The sequence below is a fragment of the Thermobacillus xylanilyticus genome, from assembly GCF_907165215.1.
Classification (GTDB): domain Bacteria; phylum Bacillota; class Bacilli; order Paenibacillales; family Paenibacillaceae; genus Thermobacillus; species Thermobacillus xylanilyticus.
Window position 1 is genome coordinate 1 of the sequence record NZ_CAJRAY010000094.1, and the last position, 17,109, is coordinate 17,109.

A 17,109-nucleotide genomic window follows, 5' to 3' on the forward strand; every position below is an offset into this window, starting at 1 on the left:
GACCCTAAGCCCACTCCACAATTGGTTTTACATTGATTTTCTAGGTGCGAAAGTTGAGTTATGCAAGATTAAAAAATTATAAGCCGCAGGCAAGAGTTCCGGCACTGGAGCATGTCCGATCCATCCGGTATGATAGCGTTATCTGATCTTGTCGGATGGCCGCGAATTTTGGACAAGCGAGGGGAATCGGATGAAATCCATCGGGAAAACGTGTCGGAACCTGTGCCTGGCGGTACTTGTTGCAGCCGGTCTGGCCGGAAGCGGCGCGCTCGCGGCGGGCGAGGGAACGTCCGTCTTCAAGGATGTCGGGAACCATTGGGCGCGAAACGTCATCGCGTGGGCGGCCTCGAACGGCATCGCCAACGGATTCGATGACGGCACATTCCGCCCCAATCTGAAGATCAGCGAGCCGGAATTTCTCGCGCTCGTGCTGCGCGCCTTCCCGGAATATGAAGTTCCGGAGCAAAAGGCGGGCGAGCCGTGGCATGTCCGGTATTATGCGGCGGCGAAGCGGCTCGGCTGGCCGGTCGACGACACGGCGGTAAAGCGGGAATACACCCGCGGCGACGCGGCCCGCATCATCGCGGCGGCGCATGGGAAGCGGCTGACCGTGGAGGAGGCGGTCAAATACCTGCTGGACAACGGATTTGCCAACGGCAAGACGAGCGCAACGCCGGAAGGGTTCGGCGCCGGCGATCCGCTCAACCGCGCGGAGGCGCTGACGTTCATCTTCAACGCCAGGCACGCGGGTGCAAGCGCGAATCAAGGCGGGACGGGCGGCGCCTCGGAGACGGCGGCAAGGAACTCGGATTTCGCGCTGCGCGGCATCGTCATCGGCGATGGAGAGCAGGCGGTGCTGGCCGCGCTCGGCGAACCGGATCGCCGGGAGCCGTCCGAAGCGGGATATACCTGGCTTGTCTACAACGCCGACTATGCCGGTTTTGCGCAGATCGGCGTAAGCGGCGGACGGGTGGCGGCGCTGTTCAGCAACGCAGACGTCTGGGTGCAGCCGGACGGTCTGAAACCCGGATCATCCTTGCAGACGGCGGCCGGACATGCGGGAATCTCCCTTGAAACCTTGAAGGAATACAAGGTTTACACGTACGAGAAGAACGGCCTCCGGATTACGCTGTATCTGGATCTGCACATGAACACGGTGGAAGGCCTGCTGGTAGAGCAGGCCGGAGCCGGCAGCGGCGGAACCCGCGCGTCTGCCCCGCGCGAAGAATTGGAGCGCGCATATGAGCGGCAATTGATGGATCTGGCAAATGTGTTTCGCTTGAAACACGGCCTGAACACGTTGTCCTGGCATGACACGGCGGCCAAGGCGGCAAGGCTGCACAGCGAAGACATGGCGGAGCGGGGATACTTCGACCATGTGAACCCGGATGGCGAGAATCCGTGGGACCGGATGGCAGCCGCGGGCATCGGGGACTATCGCGCTTACGGCGAGAATATCGCCGCCGGCTATCGCAATGCCTTTGAGGCGCATATCGGCTGGGTCAACTCTTCCGGACACCGAAAGAATCTGCTGCACGAGGGTTTCGAGGCGCTCGGCGTCGGCGTCAGAATCGATCCGGACAGCGAGTACGGCTGGTATTACACCCAAAACTTCTATACTCCCCGGTAAACCCGGGATCAGAACACCGGATGGCATCTGTCGGACGGCATTCGGTGTTTTTTTAATGATTGGCAAGGAAATTTCTCCTGGATATCCAGAACGGACCAAGTTATAATAGAACAAACGTTCGCATCCCGGCCGTCGAACTCTCTTTTTGAGACACATAAATCTCGCATCGGGTTCATAGAGTAGAGCAAGAAGAATCGGACAAGGAGTGCGATACGGACATGAACCCGAAAGCGCGGATCACCTATCGGTTTGAACCGGCGAAGCCCGGCGTTGCGGGGAAAGGCGAAGGCGGCAGCCGGAACGGGGGCCGGCTGGTGCGGGTCCTTCCGGAAGACGATGCCGGCCGGAAAGATGAACAAAACCCGGCAGATCCGGTCTGGCCGGGAGAACTACGGTTCGAGACCGATGTCATCCCCTGGAAAAGTCCGTTCCAGGACGATCCCGATGCGCTCGAGCGATTGATTCGCGAGACGGACGGGCAGACGTTGGAGTCGGAAACGGACGGCTGGCCGGGTGGCGCCGGGACGGGGCGCGGCGCGGAATCCGGCGGGATCCGTCCCGTGCCGGAGTGGAGACCGGAAGCGGACGACGCGGCGCCGAGGCCCGAACCGGCAGCCGGCGGCGTTGAACGGACCGGCGTACAATCGGCGGACGCAAACGGCGGCGTGCTGCCGAATGATTGGGAGGCGCCGATTGGCGGAGAAGACGATGCACCGGCGGGCTATGTCGTACCGCGCCGCAGACCGCCCGCGCCTTCCTGGACGCGGGTGATCGCCACCGTCGCCGGAGCGGTGCTGACGGGCGCGCTGTTCGGCTATCTGGTCATGTCGCTTCTGATCTGGCAGCCGGGGGCGCCGACACAGGAAGAGGCCGGATTTCCACCGGATGAAGAGGCGGAAATCGCCTTGCCGGAGGACGGCGTTGTTCCGGCGGGGGCCGGGAATTCGCCGGATGCGTCCGGAAGTCCGGCCGCTGCGGAGATTCCCGCCGTCCGGTATTATGTGCTGCAATACGGCGTATTCTCGGCCGAGGCGGGACTGGCCGAAGCGCTGGCGCAGCTGCAGAACGCCGGCTATGCCGCAGCGGCCGACAAGTCGGACGGCTTCCGCGCTTACGCGGGCATCGCGGAAAGCCGGGAAGCGGCGGAAGCGCTGGCTGCGAAGCTCGGCGGCGTCGAGCTGTACGTCCGGCCGCTCGAGGTGCCCGCGGCCGGTCCGGCATCGCTTGAGGGGCAGCCGGACGGCGCGGCCGAATTCATGATCCGGACGAACGACCTGATGCGGACGATGAGCGGGCTGTCGGCCAGCCTGCTGGCTGCCGGCGGAACTGATCCGATCCCTGCGGAAGCCTGGAACGATTGGCAGACGGCTCACCGAAGCTGGACAGAAGCGGCGGAAGCGGTGTTGAAAGATGCCCGGGAAGAGAGCGGACTCGGCAGCATCTCGGACGCGCTTCGCAAGGCGGCCGAGGCGTTCGCCGCGTACAGCGGAAAGCCGGCGCCCGAACATCTGTGGGACGTACAGTCCGCGCTGATGGAAGCTGCGATCGCCCAGCGGGACTGGATGCGGTCGACCGGCGCATTGTAAACGCAAGGAGCGCCGCGTATAATATAGAACGAGTGTCAGAATTGGGCGAAGGACGATCGGGGATGAAGAAGAATCGCTGGCTGCTGGTGTTTTTTGTCGTCATCGGACTCGTGGCGGGAGCGCTTGTCGCGAAATGGCTGGAACAGGTCCCCGCGCTGGATTTCCTGACCGACTCGGTTCCGGTCGTCTGGTCGCCGGCGGCGGATTTGATCGTCGTCGCGTTTGATTTGACGGTCAGGCTCAACATCAGCCTGCTCAGCATCATCGGCATCGTCCTGGCAATCTGGCTCTATCGCAGAATGTAGAATCCCGCGTCTTGCGGCGCGGGACGGAAGGAAGTCCGTATGTCGAAGAATGGGTCTTACGTCGGACAAGCCGTCCAGGCGCTCGTGCTGGGGTCGACTTCGCCGCGCCGGCGGGAACTTGTGCAGCTGCTCGGCCTCCGCATTCCGGTCTGCTTCGAGGCGTCCGACGCGGATGAATCGATACCGCCGGGTCTTGCGCCCGCGGAAGCGGCGCAGCGGCTGGCGCTGAACAAGGCGGCCGGCGTCCGGGATCGGCTGGGCGCGGAGGCGGCGGGAACCGTCATTGTCGGCGCCGATACGATCGTCGTGCTGGACGGCGACATTCTCGGCAAGCCTCGGGACGCCGCGGAGGCGCGCCGGATGCTCGGCATGCTGCAGGGCCGTTCGCACGAGGTCATCACCGGCGTGACCGTCCTGGACGGAACATCGGGGGAGTCGAAGACCGCCGCCGGCATCACCCGGGTCGTCATGAAGCCGCTTGATGCGGACCGGATTGCGCGGTACGTCGCGACCGGCGAGCCGCTCGACAAAGCCGGCGCTTACGGCATCCAGGGACTGGCCGCCGGATTCGTGGAAAGAATCGAAGGCTGTTACTTCAATGTCGTCGGTCTGCCGCTTTCGCTGCTCGGCGATCTGCTGGCCGAATTCGGTGTGGAGACGATTTGACGTCAAGCTGCGGCCGGCTCGGCATTAGTTGTCGGAGGGTGCAGCCCTAAGGAGGACTTGAATCACATGGACTCGCGTGTCATTCTGCTGCGCGACATCCCCAGGGAAGACCGGCCGAGAGAACGCATGATGATCGATGGGGCGGAAGCGCTGAGCGATGCGGAACTGCTTGCGATATTGCTGAGAACCGGTACGCGCAATGAATCCGCCGTCAATCTCGCCAACCGGATTTTGCGCGAATGCGGGGGCTTAAGGCAGCTGGTCGACATGAGCATCGCCGAACTGACCAACATCCGCGGCGTCGGCCCGGCCAAGGCCGTGCAGCTCAGGGCGGGCATCGAGCTTGGCCGAAGGCTGGCGCGCAGGGCAGCATCCGACCGGCCGGCGATCCGGAAGCCGGAGGACGCGGCGAAGCTGGTCATGGAAGATCTCCGCTCCGAGCTCAAGGAACATTTCGTCTGTCTGTTTCTGAACACGAAGAACCAGGTACTCGCACGCGAGACGCTTTCCGTCGGCACGCTCAACGCGTCGCTTGTCCACCCGCGCGAAGTGTTCCGGGCCGCGATCAAGCGAGGCAGCGCGTCGATCATCTGCCTTCACAATCACCCGAGCGGCGATCCGACCCCGAGTCCCGAGGACATTGCGCTGACCAGGCGCCTGCAAGAGGCGGGGGCGCTGATCGGCATTGACGTGCTGGATCATATCGTCATCGGCGACGGACGGTTCATCAGTTTGAAGGAGCAAGGATACCTGTAATATAATAAGAAGGATTGTCTGACGACAGAAGGGAGCAAGACGATGTTCGGAACGAAAGATCTGGGCATTGACCTGGGAACAGCCAACACTCTGGTCTATGTCCGCGGCAAAGGCATTGTCGTCAGGGAACCTTCCGTGGTCGCCCTGCGTACCGATACGAAGACGATCGAAGCGGTGGGCGAACAGGCGAAACGGATGATCGGCCGGACGCCGGGCAACATCCGGGCGGTCCGGCCGATGAAAGACGGGGTTATCGCCGACTTTGACACCACCGCGACGATGATCAAATATTTCATCCGCCAGGCACAGAAGAAGCGCTCGATCTTCTCGCGCAATCCGAATGTCATGGTCTGTGTGCCTTCGGGCATTACGGCCGTCGAGAAACGCGCGGTCGAAGACGCGACGCGGCAGGCGGGCGCACGCGAAGCCTATACGATCGAGGAGCCGTTCGCAGCGGCGATCGGCGCCGACCTTCCGGTATGGGAGCCGACCGGCAGCATGGTCGTCGACATCGGCGGCGGCACGACCGAAGTCGCGGTCATCTCGCTCGGCGGCATCGTGACGAGCCGCTCGATCCGGGTCGCCGGCGACGAGATGGACGAAGCGATCATCCAGTATATCAAGCGGACCTACAATCTGCTGGTCGGCGAGCGGACGGCGGAACAGCTCAAGCTGGACATCGGCTCGGCGCTGCCGATCGATCACGAGCAGTCGGTCGAGATCCGCGGACGCGATCTCGTCACCGGACTGCCGAAGACGATTCCGATCTCGTCCAATGAAATTACCGAGGCTCTCACGGATACGGTCGGTTCCATCGTCGAGGCGGTGAAAGTGACGCTCGAGCGGTGTCCGCCCGAGCTGTCGGCCGACATCATGGACCGCGGCATCGTGCTTACGGGCGGCGGCGGTATGCTGCGCAATCTGGACAAGCTGTTGGCGCGCGAGACCGGCATGCCGGTCATCGTCGCCGAGAACGCGCTGGATTGCGTGGCGGTCGGAACCGGACGCGCGCTGGAGAATATCCACTTGTTCAAATCCCGCGGCTCGGCGGTGGCGCGTTCCAGCCGTTGACGACGGCCGACCGGACGAGAACCGGATACACGGATGGGGCGGGTGAGCGGACTGTTTCGCATATTTCGCAACAAAAAGCTGTTCGTTCTCTTGATCGTCCTGATTGTGTTCGCCGCGATCATGGGATTCTCGCTCGGACAGCGGGACAAATTGACATGGCCCGAAAATTTTGTCGGCGATACGGTCACCTTTGTGCAGCAATGGTTCTACAAGCCCGCCGGTTATCTGGCGGGCTTGTTTGAAGACATTCGCAAGATGCGCGACATTTACCGGGAGAACGAGGAACTGCGCAGGACCGTCGCACGGTACGCCCGGGACCGGGTGACATACAACCGGATCGAACTGGAGAATGAAAGGCTCAAGGAAGCGCTGGCGTTCAAAGAACGCCAGAAACGGATGTTTGACTATGAATATGTGATTGCGCAGGTCGTGGCCGTCAGCCAGGACCCGCTCAATCCGACGTTCAAAATCAATCTGGGGTCGACCGACGGCATTAAGCCGGACATGGCGGTCATCACGACGGACGGGCTGGTCGGGCTCGTGAGCCGCGTGTTCCCGCTCTATTCGACGGTGATGCCGATTACGCAGCTGGACAGCGAGTCCAGCGGGACGCGGGCCATCTCCGCGACGGTCATGGAGCACAAGGAATCATTCGGCGTTATCGAAGATTATGATGTGCAGCGGGGCATGCTGGTCATGAACCGGATCGCGGAGAACGATCCGCTCTCGGAAAACGACGTGGTGATCACTTCCGGACTCGGCGGCGTCTACCCGTACGGATTGGTCATCGGGACGGTGGAATCGCGGCAAGTGGGCGATTTCGGCCTGACGCATACGGCGTACATCAAGCCGGCCGCCGATTTTGACCGGCTCACCGAAGTGTTCGTCGTCGTGCCCCCGGATACCGAAGGGGCGGCACCATGAACACGAAGCTGGTCATTCCGCTGATGGTGCTGCTGTTCATGCTGGAGACGACCGTCGTGCCGTGGCTCATTCCGGAGTCGATGCACGGTCGGATCGCTCCGCATTTCGTTTTCGTTGCCGCTTTGTATGCCGGCTTGTACGCAGGCCGGCATCAGGCGTTGCTCCTTGGATTTTTTTTCGGCTTGATGCAGGATATCGTATTTTACGGCCACCTGCTCGGCGTCCACACGCTGCTGATGGGCGTTATCGCCTATCTGACGGGTCTCCTGCTTGAAGGCAAGCGCGCTCCGATGCTGGCGGCGCTCGCCGTCATCGGGCTGGGCTGCTTCCTGTACGATGCGGCCGCATACGGCATCTACCGCATATTCCGTGTCACGCACAAAACGTTCGAATTCGTCCTGCTGCACTCCATCGCGCCGAGTCTGTTCCTGCAGATCGGATTTGCGCTCGCGGTGTACGTGCCCGCCCGCCGGCTTTTCGAAGCGAGGGCGAAGAAAAATGCGGATGAAGAAGAATAACGTCCGCCAGGCAGGATTTCGGGCTGTCGAAACCGAATCGTTTAAGGCAGCCCCTTTGGGGGAGGGAACGGCTTGACCGGCAAGCAACGAATCGTGATCAAAGGCGTGAAGGACGGCCTGGTGTTCCTGCTCGACGACCGCTGCGGGATGGACGAACTGCTGGCCGAGCTGAACGACAAGCTGGAACGGTCCCATCACAAGCTGCTTACGGGGCCGCTGGTGCACGTGAAGCTCAAGCTCGGCAGCCGGCGCATTTCGGAAGCGGACAAAGAGCGCCTGGTTGACGCCATCAGGCAACGGGGCAATCTGATCGTGCAATCGATTGAATCGGATCCCGACCCTGCCGAACAACCGGCCGGCGCCGGCAACCTGCACGTCATGACCGGCGTTATCCGTTCGGGTCAGACGGTCGAACGGGACGGACATCTGCTGCTGCTCGGCGATGTCAACCCGGGCGGGTCGGTAAGCTGTACGGGCGACATTTTCATCATGGGCGCGCTTCGGGGAATGGCGCACGCGGGCTGCCGGGGCAATACGGATGCCGTTATTGCGGCTTCCCTGATGCGGCCGACCCAGCTTCGCATTGCGGACTGCATCAGCCGGCCGCCGGAGGAATGGATGACGGATGACGCCCAGATGGAATTCGCATACCTGGAGGATGGCCGGATGAGGATCGACAAGATTTCCCGGCTGAGCCGCTTCCGTCAAGATCCGATCGTGTTCAAAGGAGTGTAAGGCATGGGAGAAGCGATAGTCGTAACTTCGGGGAAGGGCGGCGTCGGCAAAACGACGACATCGGCGAATCTGGGCACCGCGCTTGCGCTGCAGGGCAAGAAAGTGTGCATGGTGGACACGGACATCGGGCTGCGCAACCTCGATGTCGTGATGGGACTCGAGAACCGCATCATTTATGATATCATCGATGTCGCGGAGGGCAGGTGCCGGCTCGCGCAGGCGCTGGTCAAGGACAAGCGCTTCGACGAGCTGTACATGCTGCCGGCTGCCCAGACGAAAGACAAGCACGACATCTCGCCGGATCAGGTGAAGCAGATCATAGGTGACCTGAAGCGGGATTTCGACTATATCATCATCGACTGTCCGGCCGGCATCGAGCAAGGATTCCGCAATGCGGTGGCCGGCGCGGATGCCGCGATCATCGTGACGACGCCGGAGAACGCGGCCGTGCGCGACGCCGACAGGGTGATCGGGCTGCTTGAACAACACCGCATTCCGGCGCGGCTCATCATCAACCGCATCCGCGCGAACATGGTGAAATCCGGCGAGATGCTGGATGTCGACGAGATCGTCCAGGTGCTCGCCGTCGATCTGCTCGGCATCGTGCCGGATGACGAGAAAGTCATCAAGGCGGCGAACTCCGGCGAACCGACCGTCATGGACCCTTCGTCCCGCGCCGCGATCGCCTATCGCAACATTGCGCGCCGCGTGCTCGGGGAGAAGGTGCCGCTCATGCAGCTGGACGACAAGACCGGGATGATGCAGCGATTCCGCAAGTTTTTCGGAATAGGATGAGAGCCGTGTGCTGAACAAGCTGAAGCGAATCGACCTTGGCATCATGCTCATATTGGGGCTGCTCATGGTCATCAGCGTCCTGGTTGTCCGGAGCGCGACATACGGCAACCCGATGTATCCCAATTATGACCTGAAGCAGCTCATTTTCTTTCTGGCCGGATTTGCCGTTGCGGTCTTCGCAACGCTGTTCGACTACCGGTTTTTCCTGAAATACTGGTATGTGCTCTACGGCTTCGGCGTTCTGCTGCTGGTGCTCGTCTATTTCTTCGGCGTAGAGATCAACGGCGCTCGGAGCTGGTTCAAGCTGGCGGACGGATTGCTGTTCCAGCCGGCCGAATTCATGAAAATCCTGCTGATCATGACGGTGGCGAGCATTCTCGCCCGCCGGGAAGGCGATCCGCTCTCGTTCAAGTCCGATCTTCTGCCGATCGCCGCGATCTCGCTGATTCCGTTCGGGCTCGTCATGATTCAGCCGGACCTGGGCAACGCGATCATCTACATCGTCATCTTGCTCGGCATGCTCTGGATCGGCCGGGTCAAATATTGGCATGTGCTGATCGGCATCGCCCTGATGGTCGGCAGCCTCGTCCTGTTCGTGATGATGTTCAACACGTACAACGAGGAGATCAAGGATTTCCTGACCGACAAAGGGAAGCATCACTGGTACGAGCGCATCAATACGTTCATCAATCCGGAGACGGCATCGGACGACGCGAAGCACCAGTCGGAGAAATCGCTCGTCGCGATCGGCTCGGGCGGGCTCACCGGGGACGGGTACATGAAGGGCGACATGAAGAACCGGCGGTTCATTCCGTACCCGTATTCGGACTCGATCTTCGTCGTCATCGGCGAGGAGTTCGGGTTTCAGGGGGCCGCGCTGCTGCTGCTCCTGTACTTCCTGCTGATCTACCGCATGATCATGATCGCGTTCCAGTGCACCGATCTGAAAGGTTCATACATCATCGTCGGGATCGTCTCGATGTTCGTGTTCCAGATCTTCCAGAACATCGGCATGATGATCGGCCTGATGCCGATCACCGGCATCACGCTGCCGTTCATCAGTTACGGCGGCACGTCGCTGCTCATCAACATGGTCTGCATCGGTCTGGTTTTCAGCATCCGGGCGCATCAGCCGGATCCCGAACGGACATGACAAAAAAGGGCTGTTTCCCCCAAGCCGCTGGCGGCCGGGCCGGAAACAGCCCTTCGCGCGTTCAGGCCAGCAGACGAAGCGTGATCACGCCGCCGATGGTTAGCAAGATGCCGGCCGTCTCGCGCGGCGTGAACCGCTCGCGCACGACGATGCGGGTGTAGAGCAGGATGAGCAGCACGTTCAGGGCGACGATCGCCGAGACCAGTCCGGTAATGCCGGTCTCGAACGCCATGACGATCAGGATCATGCCGACGACGTTTGTCAGGCCGACCAGCATGCCGACGCCGAACGTGCGCCGTTCCGTCCACGCGCCGCCGGGCTGCTCCTCCGCCGCATGCCGCTTCCCGGAACGGCGGGACAGAAGGAACAGCACGGTGCCCGTGCCGAACATGCAAGCGAGCACCGGGTACAGGTCGGCGCCAAGCATCGTCGACCATTTGCTGGACAAGTCGTTGAAGCCGAAAAACAGCATCGTCACGAGCCCCCATTTCGCGCTGTTCCAATGGGCGAGCGTGAAGTCCCGCGCATACCGGATCAGCACGACGCCGGCGACGATCAGCAGAAACGCCGATGACTGTCCGAAGTTCAGCCGCTCGCCCCAGAGCAGCCACGCGACGAGCACCACAACGACCGGAGGCAGCGCGGACAGGACGGCGACGATCGACGGCTTCCCGGCGGCAAACCCCCGGTACATGGCCATGTTCGCCACATACGAGCACACCCCCATCTGGATGCCGACGGCCGTTTCGATCTCCCATGCCTGCCCGCTCAGGAAGGCAAGCGTGAGGGAGATCAGAAATCCGGTAAAGAAAACGCCTGACAGCAGGACGTTCCGGTCAAGCGGAAGCGGCGAGAGCCGCTGGTACAAAATGCCGCGCAGACCGAATGCCACGGCGGAACAAGCCGCATAGACAAGCCACATTTCCGAACAGTCCTCCTCGACCGCGAGCGGCCGCAAGCCGCGATGTTCAATCACACCTTACTATATCACCGGTCCGAACGGCTGTCTGCCGTATTTTCAAAGACGGCATATTCGCTTGCTCCCGCTCATAACGTGGTAGTGAACAAGCCTGCCGGGCATCGGAACCGGCCGGATGATGCGCATCGGGGAGGAATCGTCATGGCAAGGGTCAGCGGCGTCAAGCGTCGAAGAGCGGAACGGATACGCGCCATTCTGGAAGCGAATCAAAGCGAAACGGATGCGGACGGCATCCGGCCAGCATCGGTGAAACCGGACGGCATTCCCGTGACCGGGGGCGTCACAGGCGACCGCGTCTCCGTGCCCGGGAGCGTCTCCGGCGGCCGCGCCTCGGCGCCGCGTCCGGCGGCTCTGCCGCAAGACCGCGCGGAACGCGATCCGGAGACGGAATGGAAGCAGCGCTCCCGCGAATGGCTGGCTGCGTCGGGCCGTGACCGCGCACCCGGTCTGTTCGGCGGGGAGGAACCGCGGCAACGCGGCGGAATGATTCGCAGCCTGCTGGTAAGATTGGCCGTCTCGGGGGTGCTCTTCGCAGCGGTATGGGGACTGTTCCAGCTGGACGAGCCCTGGGCTTCGGCGCCGCAGCGGCTGATCGCGCAGGCGTTGACGGAGGATATGGACACGCGGGCCGCGGCGGAATGGTACCAGAGAACGTTCGCCGGATCGCCTGCCTTTATCCCCATTTTCGGGCAGGAGGAAGAGCGGACGGATGGCGGTCCCGGCCTTCCCGTCGTCGCGCCCGTGGCGTCGGGCGAGGTTGTCCGCTCATTCGCGGAGACGCTTGCCGGCATCGAGATCGCGGGCGAGCCCGGATCGGTTGTGACAGCGGCGGAAACCGGCCGGGTGACCCATGTGACAGGCGGCGAGAACGAAGGCTACAGCGTCGTCATCCGGCACGCCGGCAAACGGGTGACCGTCTACGGCCGGATGAAATCGGTCTTCGTCGCGCCGGACGACTGGGTGGAAGCGGGCGACCGGATCGGCGTGCTGCCGGAGACGGAGGACGGTTCGCGGAGTCTGCTCTACTTCGCCGTGCGGGTCGACGGCAAATATGTCGACCCCGCGGACGTGGTTCCGCTTGATTAGGTGCTTCGGCATCCGGTGGACCTTCCATCCGCTGTTTGTCTTCGTCATGCTCGCCTCCGCGGCCACCGGATACGTCAGAGAACTGGCCGTCCTGTTCACGATCGTCATCGTCCACGAACTCGGCCACGTGATGGCGATGCGGGCCTTCGGCTGGCGCGTCCGGGAGATCCGCCTTCTCCCGTTCGGGGGAGCGGCCGAGACGGAGGAAGCGGGCTCCGTCCCCGCGGCGGAGGAAGCGGTCGTGGCGGCCGCCGGTCCGCTCCAGAATGTCTGGATGGGAACGGCGGCGCTGCTCTGCGCCCGGATCGAAGGCATCGATCCCGGATGGGCGATGTACATCGCGCATGCGAATGCGATTATTGCTTTGTTCAATCTGCTGCCGATTCAGCCGCTCGACGGCGGCCGGCTGCTGTCGGCATGGATGACCGCCACAATGCCCTACCAGTCCGCGCTGAAATGGAGCGTGCGGATCGGACTTGCGCTCAGCCTGGCGATGGTTGCCGCGGCGTGCATTCCGCTGTTCGGCGGCGTGCAGCTCAACTTGCTGCTGGTCGGATTGTTCCTGCTTGCTTCGAATTGGCGGATGCTGCGGGATCTTCCCTTCCTGTTCATGCGCTTTCTGGTCAGGCGCGAAGCGGACTCGGCCAGAGCCAGAACGAAGGGGACGCTTGTGCTGCCGATCGTCGTGCAGCCGGCCTGCCGGGTGGGGGACATCCTGCGCCTTTTTCGCAAGGGGCGGTATCATCTCGTCTATGTTTTGGGCGAAGGCGGATGCATCGAGGGCGTAGTGCCGGAGGAGCGTGTGATCGGGACTTATTTCCGTTCCGGCGGACAAAACCGTGCAGTTTCCGAGCTTTTCGGGTAAAATGGACGGCAGGATGCTAACATTCACGCTCCGGGCAGGTGAAGATGCGGATGAAGGAGATCCTGGTCCACGTCGGCCGCCAGACGATCGAGACGGCGGTCATGGCGGACGGCCGGCTGATCGAATACGACATCGAGGAAGCCGCGGGAGGCAAGCTGGCCGGGAACCTGTACCTCGGCCGGGTCGAGAACGTTCTTCCCGGCATGCAGGCGGCTTTTGTCAATATCGGCCTGGCCCGGAACGCTTTTCTGTATATCGACGACGTGCTGCATCCGCATCTGGAGCGTCAGCCGAAGAAGAAGCCGTCCATTGCGGAGCTGCTTCGGCCGGGCCAGGAGCTGATCGTCCAGATCGCGAAGGAGCCGCACGGCGGCAAGGGCGCCCGCGTGACGACGCATTACACGCTGCCGGGACGGTATCTGGTCTATATGCCCCATGCGGACTACGTCGCCGTGTCCAAGAAGGTGGCCGACGACCGGGAGCGGGACAGGCTCAAGGAAGCCGGCGAGCTCATCCGCCAGGGCGAAGAAGGCATCATTCTGCGGACGGCGGCCGAAGGGGAATCCTGCGAACGGCTGCGCGAAGACGTCGAGTTTCTGCGCGAACTCTGGCGGGAGATTGAAGCGAAGGCGGCGGGAGCCGCCGCGCCCTGCGAACTGCACCGCGATGCCGGCCTGATGTACCGGCTTGTCCGCGACACGCTGGACGCCGGAACGAACCGCATCTGGATCGACAACGCGGCCGCGCACGAGGAATTGCGGGCGCTGATCGGGAGCATGGCGCCCTCGAAGCTGGATTGCGTCAGTCTGTACGATTCGCGGGAGAAAGGATTGTTCGAGCAGCACGGCGTGCGGGCTCAGCTGGAGCAGGCCTATGGAAGGGAAATCCGGCTCCCGAGCGGCGGGTCGCTCGTGTGGGACCAGACGGAGGCGCTCACGGTCATCGACGTGAATACCGGGCGCTACGTCGGCACGACGGATCTGGAAGAGACGGTGTTTGCGACGAATATCGAGGCGGCCGAAGAGATCGCCAGGCTGCTCAGACTGCGCGATACCGGCGGCATCATTCTGATCGATTTCATCGACATGGGGGATGAACGGCACCGGACGCAGGTCGCGGAGCGGCTCGAAATGCTGGCGCGGCAGGACCGGACGGCCTGTCACGTGCTCGGCTGGACCCGGCTCGGGCTGATGGAAATGACGCGCAAGAAGGTGCGCCGGGACGCGACGCTCCGGTTGTATGAGCCTTGCGCCGCGTGCGGCGGCCGGGGCGTGGTCTACGCCGGCGCCGGTCGCATGCGGGACGGCGGCTGACGGACGTCAAAGTCCCGGATGACGGATAAGTGAAGCGATTGAAATCGGCGGAAATGGCGAGAATAAGCGAAGCATTTTCTTCTGTTTCGGAGGGTTTGCCCCGACTTTCCGGATTGGAGGAAAAATCTTCGCTTGTTTGCTTCGGTCACGGTCTGGCCGCAGCACGGTCGACATCGCCGCCGGCCGTCTGCACCGCCGGGCAATTACATCCCTGTTGAACTGCGGCCGAAAGTATGCTAGAATCACTTCATGTGTGTCCTTCCTGCGACACACCGGCTACAACCGCTCGGAACGGGCTGGCAAGCGCGCCCGCGGATGCGGACGCCGCCTGGTTCAGGCGAGTCTTAGATCAGGGAGGTGCAGGAAATCCATGTACGCGATCATCGAAACTGGCGGCAAGCAATACAAGGTGCAAGAAGGCGACGTCATCTACGTTGAGAAGCTGGACGCGAATGAAGGCGACAGCATCACGTTCGACCGCGTTCTCGCCGTATCCAAGGATGGCGGTTTCGTAACGGGCACGCCCGTCGTCGCCGGCGCCAAGGTGACGGGAACCGTCGAGAAGCACGGCAAGGGACGCAAGATCATCGTCTTCAAGTACAAGCCGAAGAAGAACTACCGCCGCAAGCAAGGCCATCGCCAGCCGTACACGAAAGTGACGATCGGCAAGATCGAGGCGTAAGACCAAAGCCATGATTACGATCACGATCGTCCGGAGACCGTCCGACCGGCGGATTGTCTTGTTCGCGGCCGAAGGCCACGCGAACTACGCGAAACGCGGCGAGGATATCGTGTGCGCCGGCGTGTCCGCCGTGACGGTCGGCACCGTCAACGCCATCGAGACGCTGACGGGAATCCGGCTTCCGTATTCGATGCGGAACGGATGGCTTCAATCGGCGATCCCGGAGACGGGAACGCCAGCCGCTGACGACAAGGTTCAGCTTCTGCTCGAATCCATGGTCGTCATGCTGGATACGATTCAACAATCATACGGCAAATATGTCGTTGTTCGGGAAACCTGTGAAGAAGGAGGGAAACAACATGATTAGACTCGATCTTCAGCTGTTCGCCTCCAAGAAGGGCGTAGGCTCGACGAAGAACGGCCGCGACAGCGAATCGAAACGACTCGGCGTGAAGCGTGCCGACGGCCAAACGGTCAAAGCCGGCAACATCCTGGTGCGTCAGCGCGGCACGAAAATCCACCCGGGCCGCAACGTAGGCATCGGCAAGGACGACACGCTGTACGCCAAAATCGAAGGCGTTGTGAAGTTCGAACGCTGGGGCCGCGATCGGAAGAGAGTCAGCGTATATCCGGTGGAAGTTGCGCCTGTGGCGGCGGCAGCAGAGTAATGTACAATCCCGGTCTGGCGACAGGCCGGGATTTTTGTTAACGGGAAGAAGAACTTGCATTTGAACGGTTTACCGCAAAACGGATGCGTCGGCAGGACGAGGCGGCGCGGGACGTTTTGCTTGAAAGACTTGAAAGATAAGAACGTATAAGTATCGGGCTTATACCGGCTTATCTTTCGACGCAATCGGACATGCCGCTGGGATAAGGCGGCATGAACCGTTTTACTTGTGCCGGGAGAGAGGACGGTCACATGAATCGCTATCGCATGGCGAAGATTTACGGCGCGGCATCCGTCGTGCTGCCCGCGGCTGCCGTATGGATCTGGCGGACGGAATGGTGGGCGCATCTCGTATTCATCCTGTGGGTTGCCGCGGCTGCGCTGTTCTGGGTGCTGATCGACCGGAAAGAACGGGAGACGGGTCATGAGCGGATGATGCGGACGCTGCAGTGGACGGCCATCCGCACGCTCAATCATCACCGCCACGATTGGATGAATGACTTGCAAGTCTTGTACGGCTACATCCGGATGAACAAACCGGATAAGACCGTGGAATGCGTGGAGAAAATAAGACAGCGCATGCAAGAGGAAAGCCGGATCGCCAAGCTCGGGGTTCCTTCTCTCATCCTGTACGCGCAGTCGTTCAGGACGGCGCCCGGTCCGATCACGCTGCATCTTGAGCTTCCGGATGAACTCAACCTGGCCGAACTGCCGTTTGATGCGGAGGCCGCGAGCGCCGCGCTGATCGATGTCATCAACGTTTACCGTTACGGCGCGAAACCCGGTGCGGAAGAGCCGGCGCAGCTCACCGTGCGGCTGGACCGGGAAGAAGCGGCCCTTAAGGCCGTGCTGAAGTTCGACGGCGAGTTCATCCAGACGAAAGATGCGCACGACAGGATTCGCCAGCGGCTGAAGCGATCGCCATTCCGTGCGGAACGGCTTGAGCCGGAGCTGACGGAAGTGATGCTGGCCGCCGATCTCGGGAGCTGAAAACGGAGGAAGACATGTTTGTCGACAAAGCGAAAATCTATGTAAAAGGCGGCGACGGCGGCGACGGCATCATCTCGTTCCGGCGCGAACTGCATGTGCCGGACGGCGGTCCGGCCGGCGGCGACGGCGGCAAAGGCGGAGACGTCATCTTCCGCGTGGACGAAGGGCTGCGCACGCTGGTCGATTTCCGCTATCAGAAACATTTCAAGGCCGCGCGCGGCGAGAAGGGCAAGCCCAAGGGCATGCACGGCGCCAGTGCCGAGCCGCTGATCGTCCGCGTGCCGCCCGGAACGGTCATCGTAGATGATGATACGGGGGAGATCATTGCGGACCTCACCCGCCACGGCCAGGAAGTGGTCGTCGCCCGCGGCGGCCGCGGCGGCCGCGG

General features: G+C 62.1%; 19 protein-coding genes, 1 pseudogene and 1 other annotated feature. Of the genes and pseudogenes, 19 read left to right on the forward strand and 1 reads right to left on the reverse strand.

Annotated features, from left to right (window positions below; all coding sequences use genetic code 11):
- The first annotated feature begins 190 nt into the window (after window positions 1–190).
- From KJQ12_RS17520 to KJQ12_RS17570, 11 genes are all read left to right on the forward strand, one after another.
- Entirely contained in the window at window positions 191–1,630 is a 1,440-nt protein-coding gene (locus KJQ12_RS17520) for a CAP domain-containing protein (protein WP_213486495.1), read from the forward strand.
- 218 nt (window positions 1,631–1,848) lie between these two features.
- On the forward strand, window positions 1,849–3,216 hold the full coding sequence (locus tag KJQ12_RS17525) for an SPOR domain-containing protein (protein ID WP_213486497.1): 1,368 nt from the start codon (window positions 1,849–1,851) through the stop codon (window positions 3,214–3,216).
- Window positions 3,217–3,278: 62 nt separating this feature from the next.
- Window positions 3,279–3,521, forward strand: a complete 243-nt coding sequence (locus KJQ12_RS17530) for a DUF4321 domain-containing protein (protein WP_213486499.1) — start codon at window positions 3,279–3,281, stop codon at window positions 3,519–3,521.
- Window positions 3,522–3,560: 39 nt separating this feature from the next.
- A complete protein-coding gene (locus KJQ12_RS17535) occupies window positions 3,561–4,187 on the forward strand; it encodes a Maf family protein (protein ID WP_213486501.1) in 627 nt (208 codons plus the stop codon).
- A gap of 66 nt (window positions 4,188–4,253) precedes the next feature.
- The gene (gene radC / locus KJQ12_RS17540; protein WP_213486503.1) at window positions 4,254–4,943 is read left to right on the forward strand and encodes a RadC family protein; all 690 of its coding nucleotides are present in this window, start codon (window positions 4,254–4,256) and stop codon (window positions 4,941–4,943) included.
- A gap of 42 nt (window positions 4,944–4,985) precedes the next feature.
- Entirely contained in the window at window positions 4,986–6,014 is a 1,029-nt protein-coding gene (locus tag KJQ12_RS17545; protein ID WP_213486505.1) for a rod shape-determining protein, read from the forward strand.
- 33 nt (window positions 6,015–6,047) lie between these two features.
- On the forward strand, window positions 6,048–6,938 hold the full coding sequence (gene mreC, locus KJQ12_RS17550; RefSeq protein WP_213486507.1) for a rod shape-determining protein MreC: 891 nt from the start codon (window positions 6,048–6,050) through the stop codon (window positions 6,936–6,938).
- Window positions 6,935–7,456, forward strand: coding sequence for a rod shape-determining protein MreD (gene mreD, locus KJQ12_RS17555; RefSeq protein ID WP_213486509.1), 522 nt, complete (start codon window positions 6,935–6,937; stop codon window positions 7,454–7,456). The genes mreC and mreD overlap by 4 nt, the downstream gene beginning before the upstream one ends.
- Before the next feature lie 72 nt (window positions 7,457–7,528).
- The gene (locus KJQ12_RS17560) at window positions 7,529–8,191 is read left to right on the forward strand and encodes a septum site-determining protein MinC (protein WP_213486517.1); all 663 of its coding nucleotides are present in this window, start codon (window positions 7,529–7,531) and stop codon (window positions 8,189–8,191) included.
- 3 nt (window positions 8,192–8,194) lie between these two features.
- Window positions 8,195–8,986: a septum site-determining protein MinD gene (gene minD, locus KJQ12_RS17565; RefSeq protein ID WP_015255388.1), complete on the forward strand. Its 792-nt coding sequence runs from the start codon at window positions 8,195–8,197 to the stop codon at window positions 8,984–8,986.
- 7 nt (window positions 8,987–8,993) lie between these two features.
- Window positions 8,994–10,139: an FtsW/RodA/SpoVE family cell cycle protein gene (locus KJQ12_RS17570; protein WP_213486519.1), complete on the forward strand. Its 1,146-nt coding sequence runs from the start codon at window positions 8,994–8,996 to the stop codon at window positions 10,137–10,139.
- A 61-nt stretch (window positions 10,140–10,200) separates the two neighbouring features.
- Here KJQ12_RS17570 and KJQ12_RS17575 read toward each other — a convergent pair whose 3' ends face one another.
- A complete protein-coding gene (locus tag KJQ12_RS17575; RefSeq protein WP_213486521.1) occupies window positions 10,201–11,061 on the reverse strand; it encodes an EamA family transporter in 861 nt (286 codons plus the stop codon).
- 198 nt (window positions 11,062–11,259) lie between these two features.
- Here KJQ12_RS17575 and KJQ12_RS17580 point away from each other — a divergent pair, with 198 nt between their 5' ends.
- From KJQ12_RS17580 to KJQ12_RS17615, 8 genes and pseudogenes are all read left to right on the forward strand, one after another.
- Window positions 11,260–12,204, forward strand: coding sequence for a M23 family metallopeptidase (locus tag KJQ12_RS17580; protein WP_213486523.1), 945 nt, complete (start codon window positions 11,260–11,262; stop codon window positions 12,202–12,204).
- On the forward strand, window positions 12,197–13,069 hold the full coding sequence (locus KJQ12_RS17585; RefSeq protein ID WP_213486525.1) for a site-2 protease family protein: 873 nt from the start codon (window positions 12,197–12,199) through the stop codon (window positions 13,067–13,069). Before KJQ12_RS17580 ends, KJQ12_RS17585 begins: the two co-directional genes overlap by 8 nt.
- Window positions 13,070–13,119: 50 nt before the next feature.
- Window positions 13,120–14,382 (forward strand): Rne/Rng family ribonuclease, encoded by a 1,263-nt coding sequence (locus tag KJQ12_RS17590; protein WP_425315989.1) that lies wholly within the window; start codon window positions 13,120–13,122, stop codon window positions 14,380–14,382.
- Between the two features lie 270 nt (window positions 14,383–14,652).
- Window positions 14,653–14,737: a sequence feature (ribosomal protein L21 leader region), on the forward strand.
- A gap of 15 nt (window positions 14,738–14,752) precedes the next feature.
- A complete protein-coding gene (gene rplU, locus KJQ12_RS17595) occupies window positions 14,753–15,064 on the forward strand; it encodes a 50S ribosomal protein L21 (RefSeq protein WP_015255382.1) in 312 nt (103 codons plus the stop codon).
- A 10-nt stretch (window positions 15,065–15,074) separates the two neighbouring features.
- Complete coding sequence (locus tag KJQ12_RS17600; RefSeq protein WP_213486529.1) at window positions 15,075–15,431, forward strand: ribosomal-processing cysteine protease Prp; 357 nt, start codon at window positions 15,075–15,077, stop codon at window positions 15,429–15,431.
- On the forward strand, window positions 15,424–15,732 hold the full coding sequence (rpmA, locus tag KJQ12_RS17605; RefSeq protein WP_015255380.1) for a 50S ribosomal protein L27: 309 nt from the start codon (window positions 15,424–15,426) through the stop codon (window positions 15,730–15,732). The genes KJQ12_RS17600 and rpmA overlap by 8 nt, the downstream gene beginning before the upstream one ends.
- 251 nt (window positions 15,733–15,983) lie before the next feature.
- Window positions 15,984–16,721 carry a Spo0B domain-containing protein gene (locus tag KJQ12_RS17610; protein ID WP_213486531.1) on the forward strand — a complete coding sequence of 246 codons (738 nt, stop codon included), beginning with the start codon at window positions 15,984–15,986 and terminating at the stop codon, window positions 16,719–16,721.
- Window positions 16,722–16,735: 14 nt separating this feature from the next.
- Window positions 16,736–17,109: pseudogene (locus KJQ12_RS17615) on the forward strand (GTPase ObgE); the annotation flags it as partial.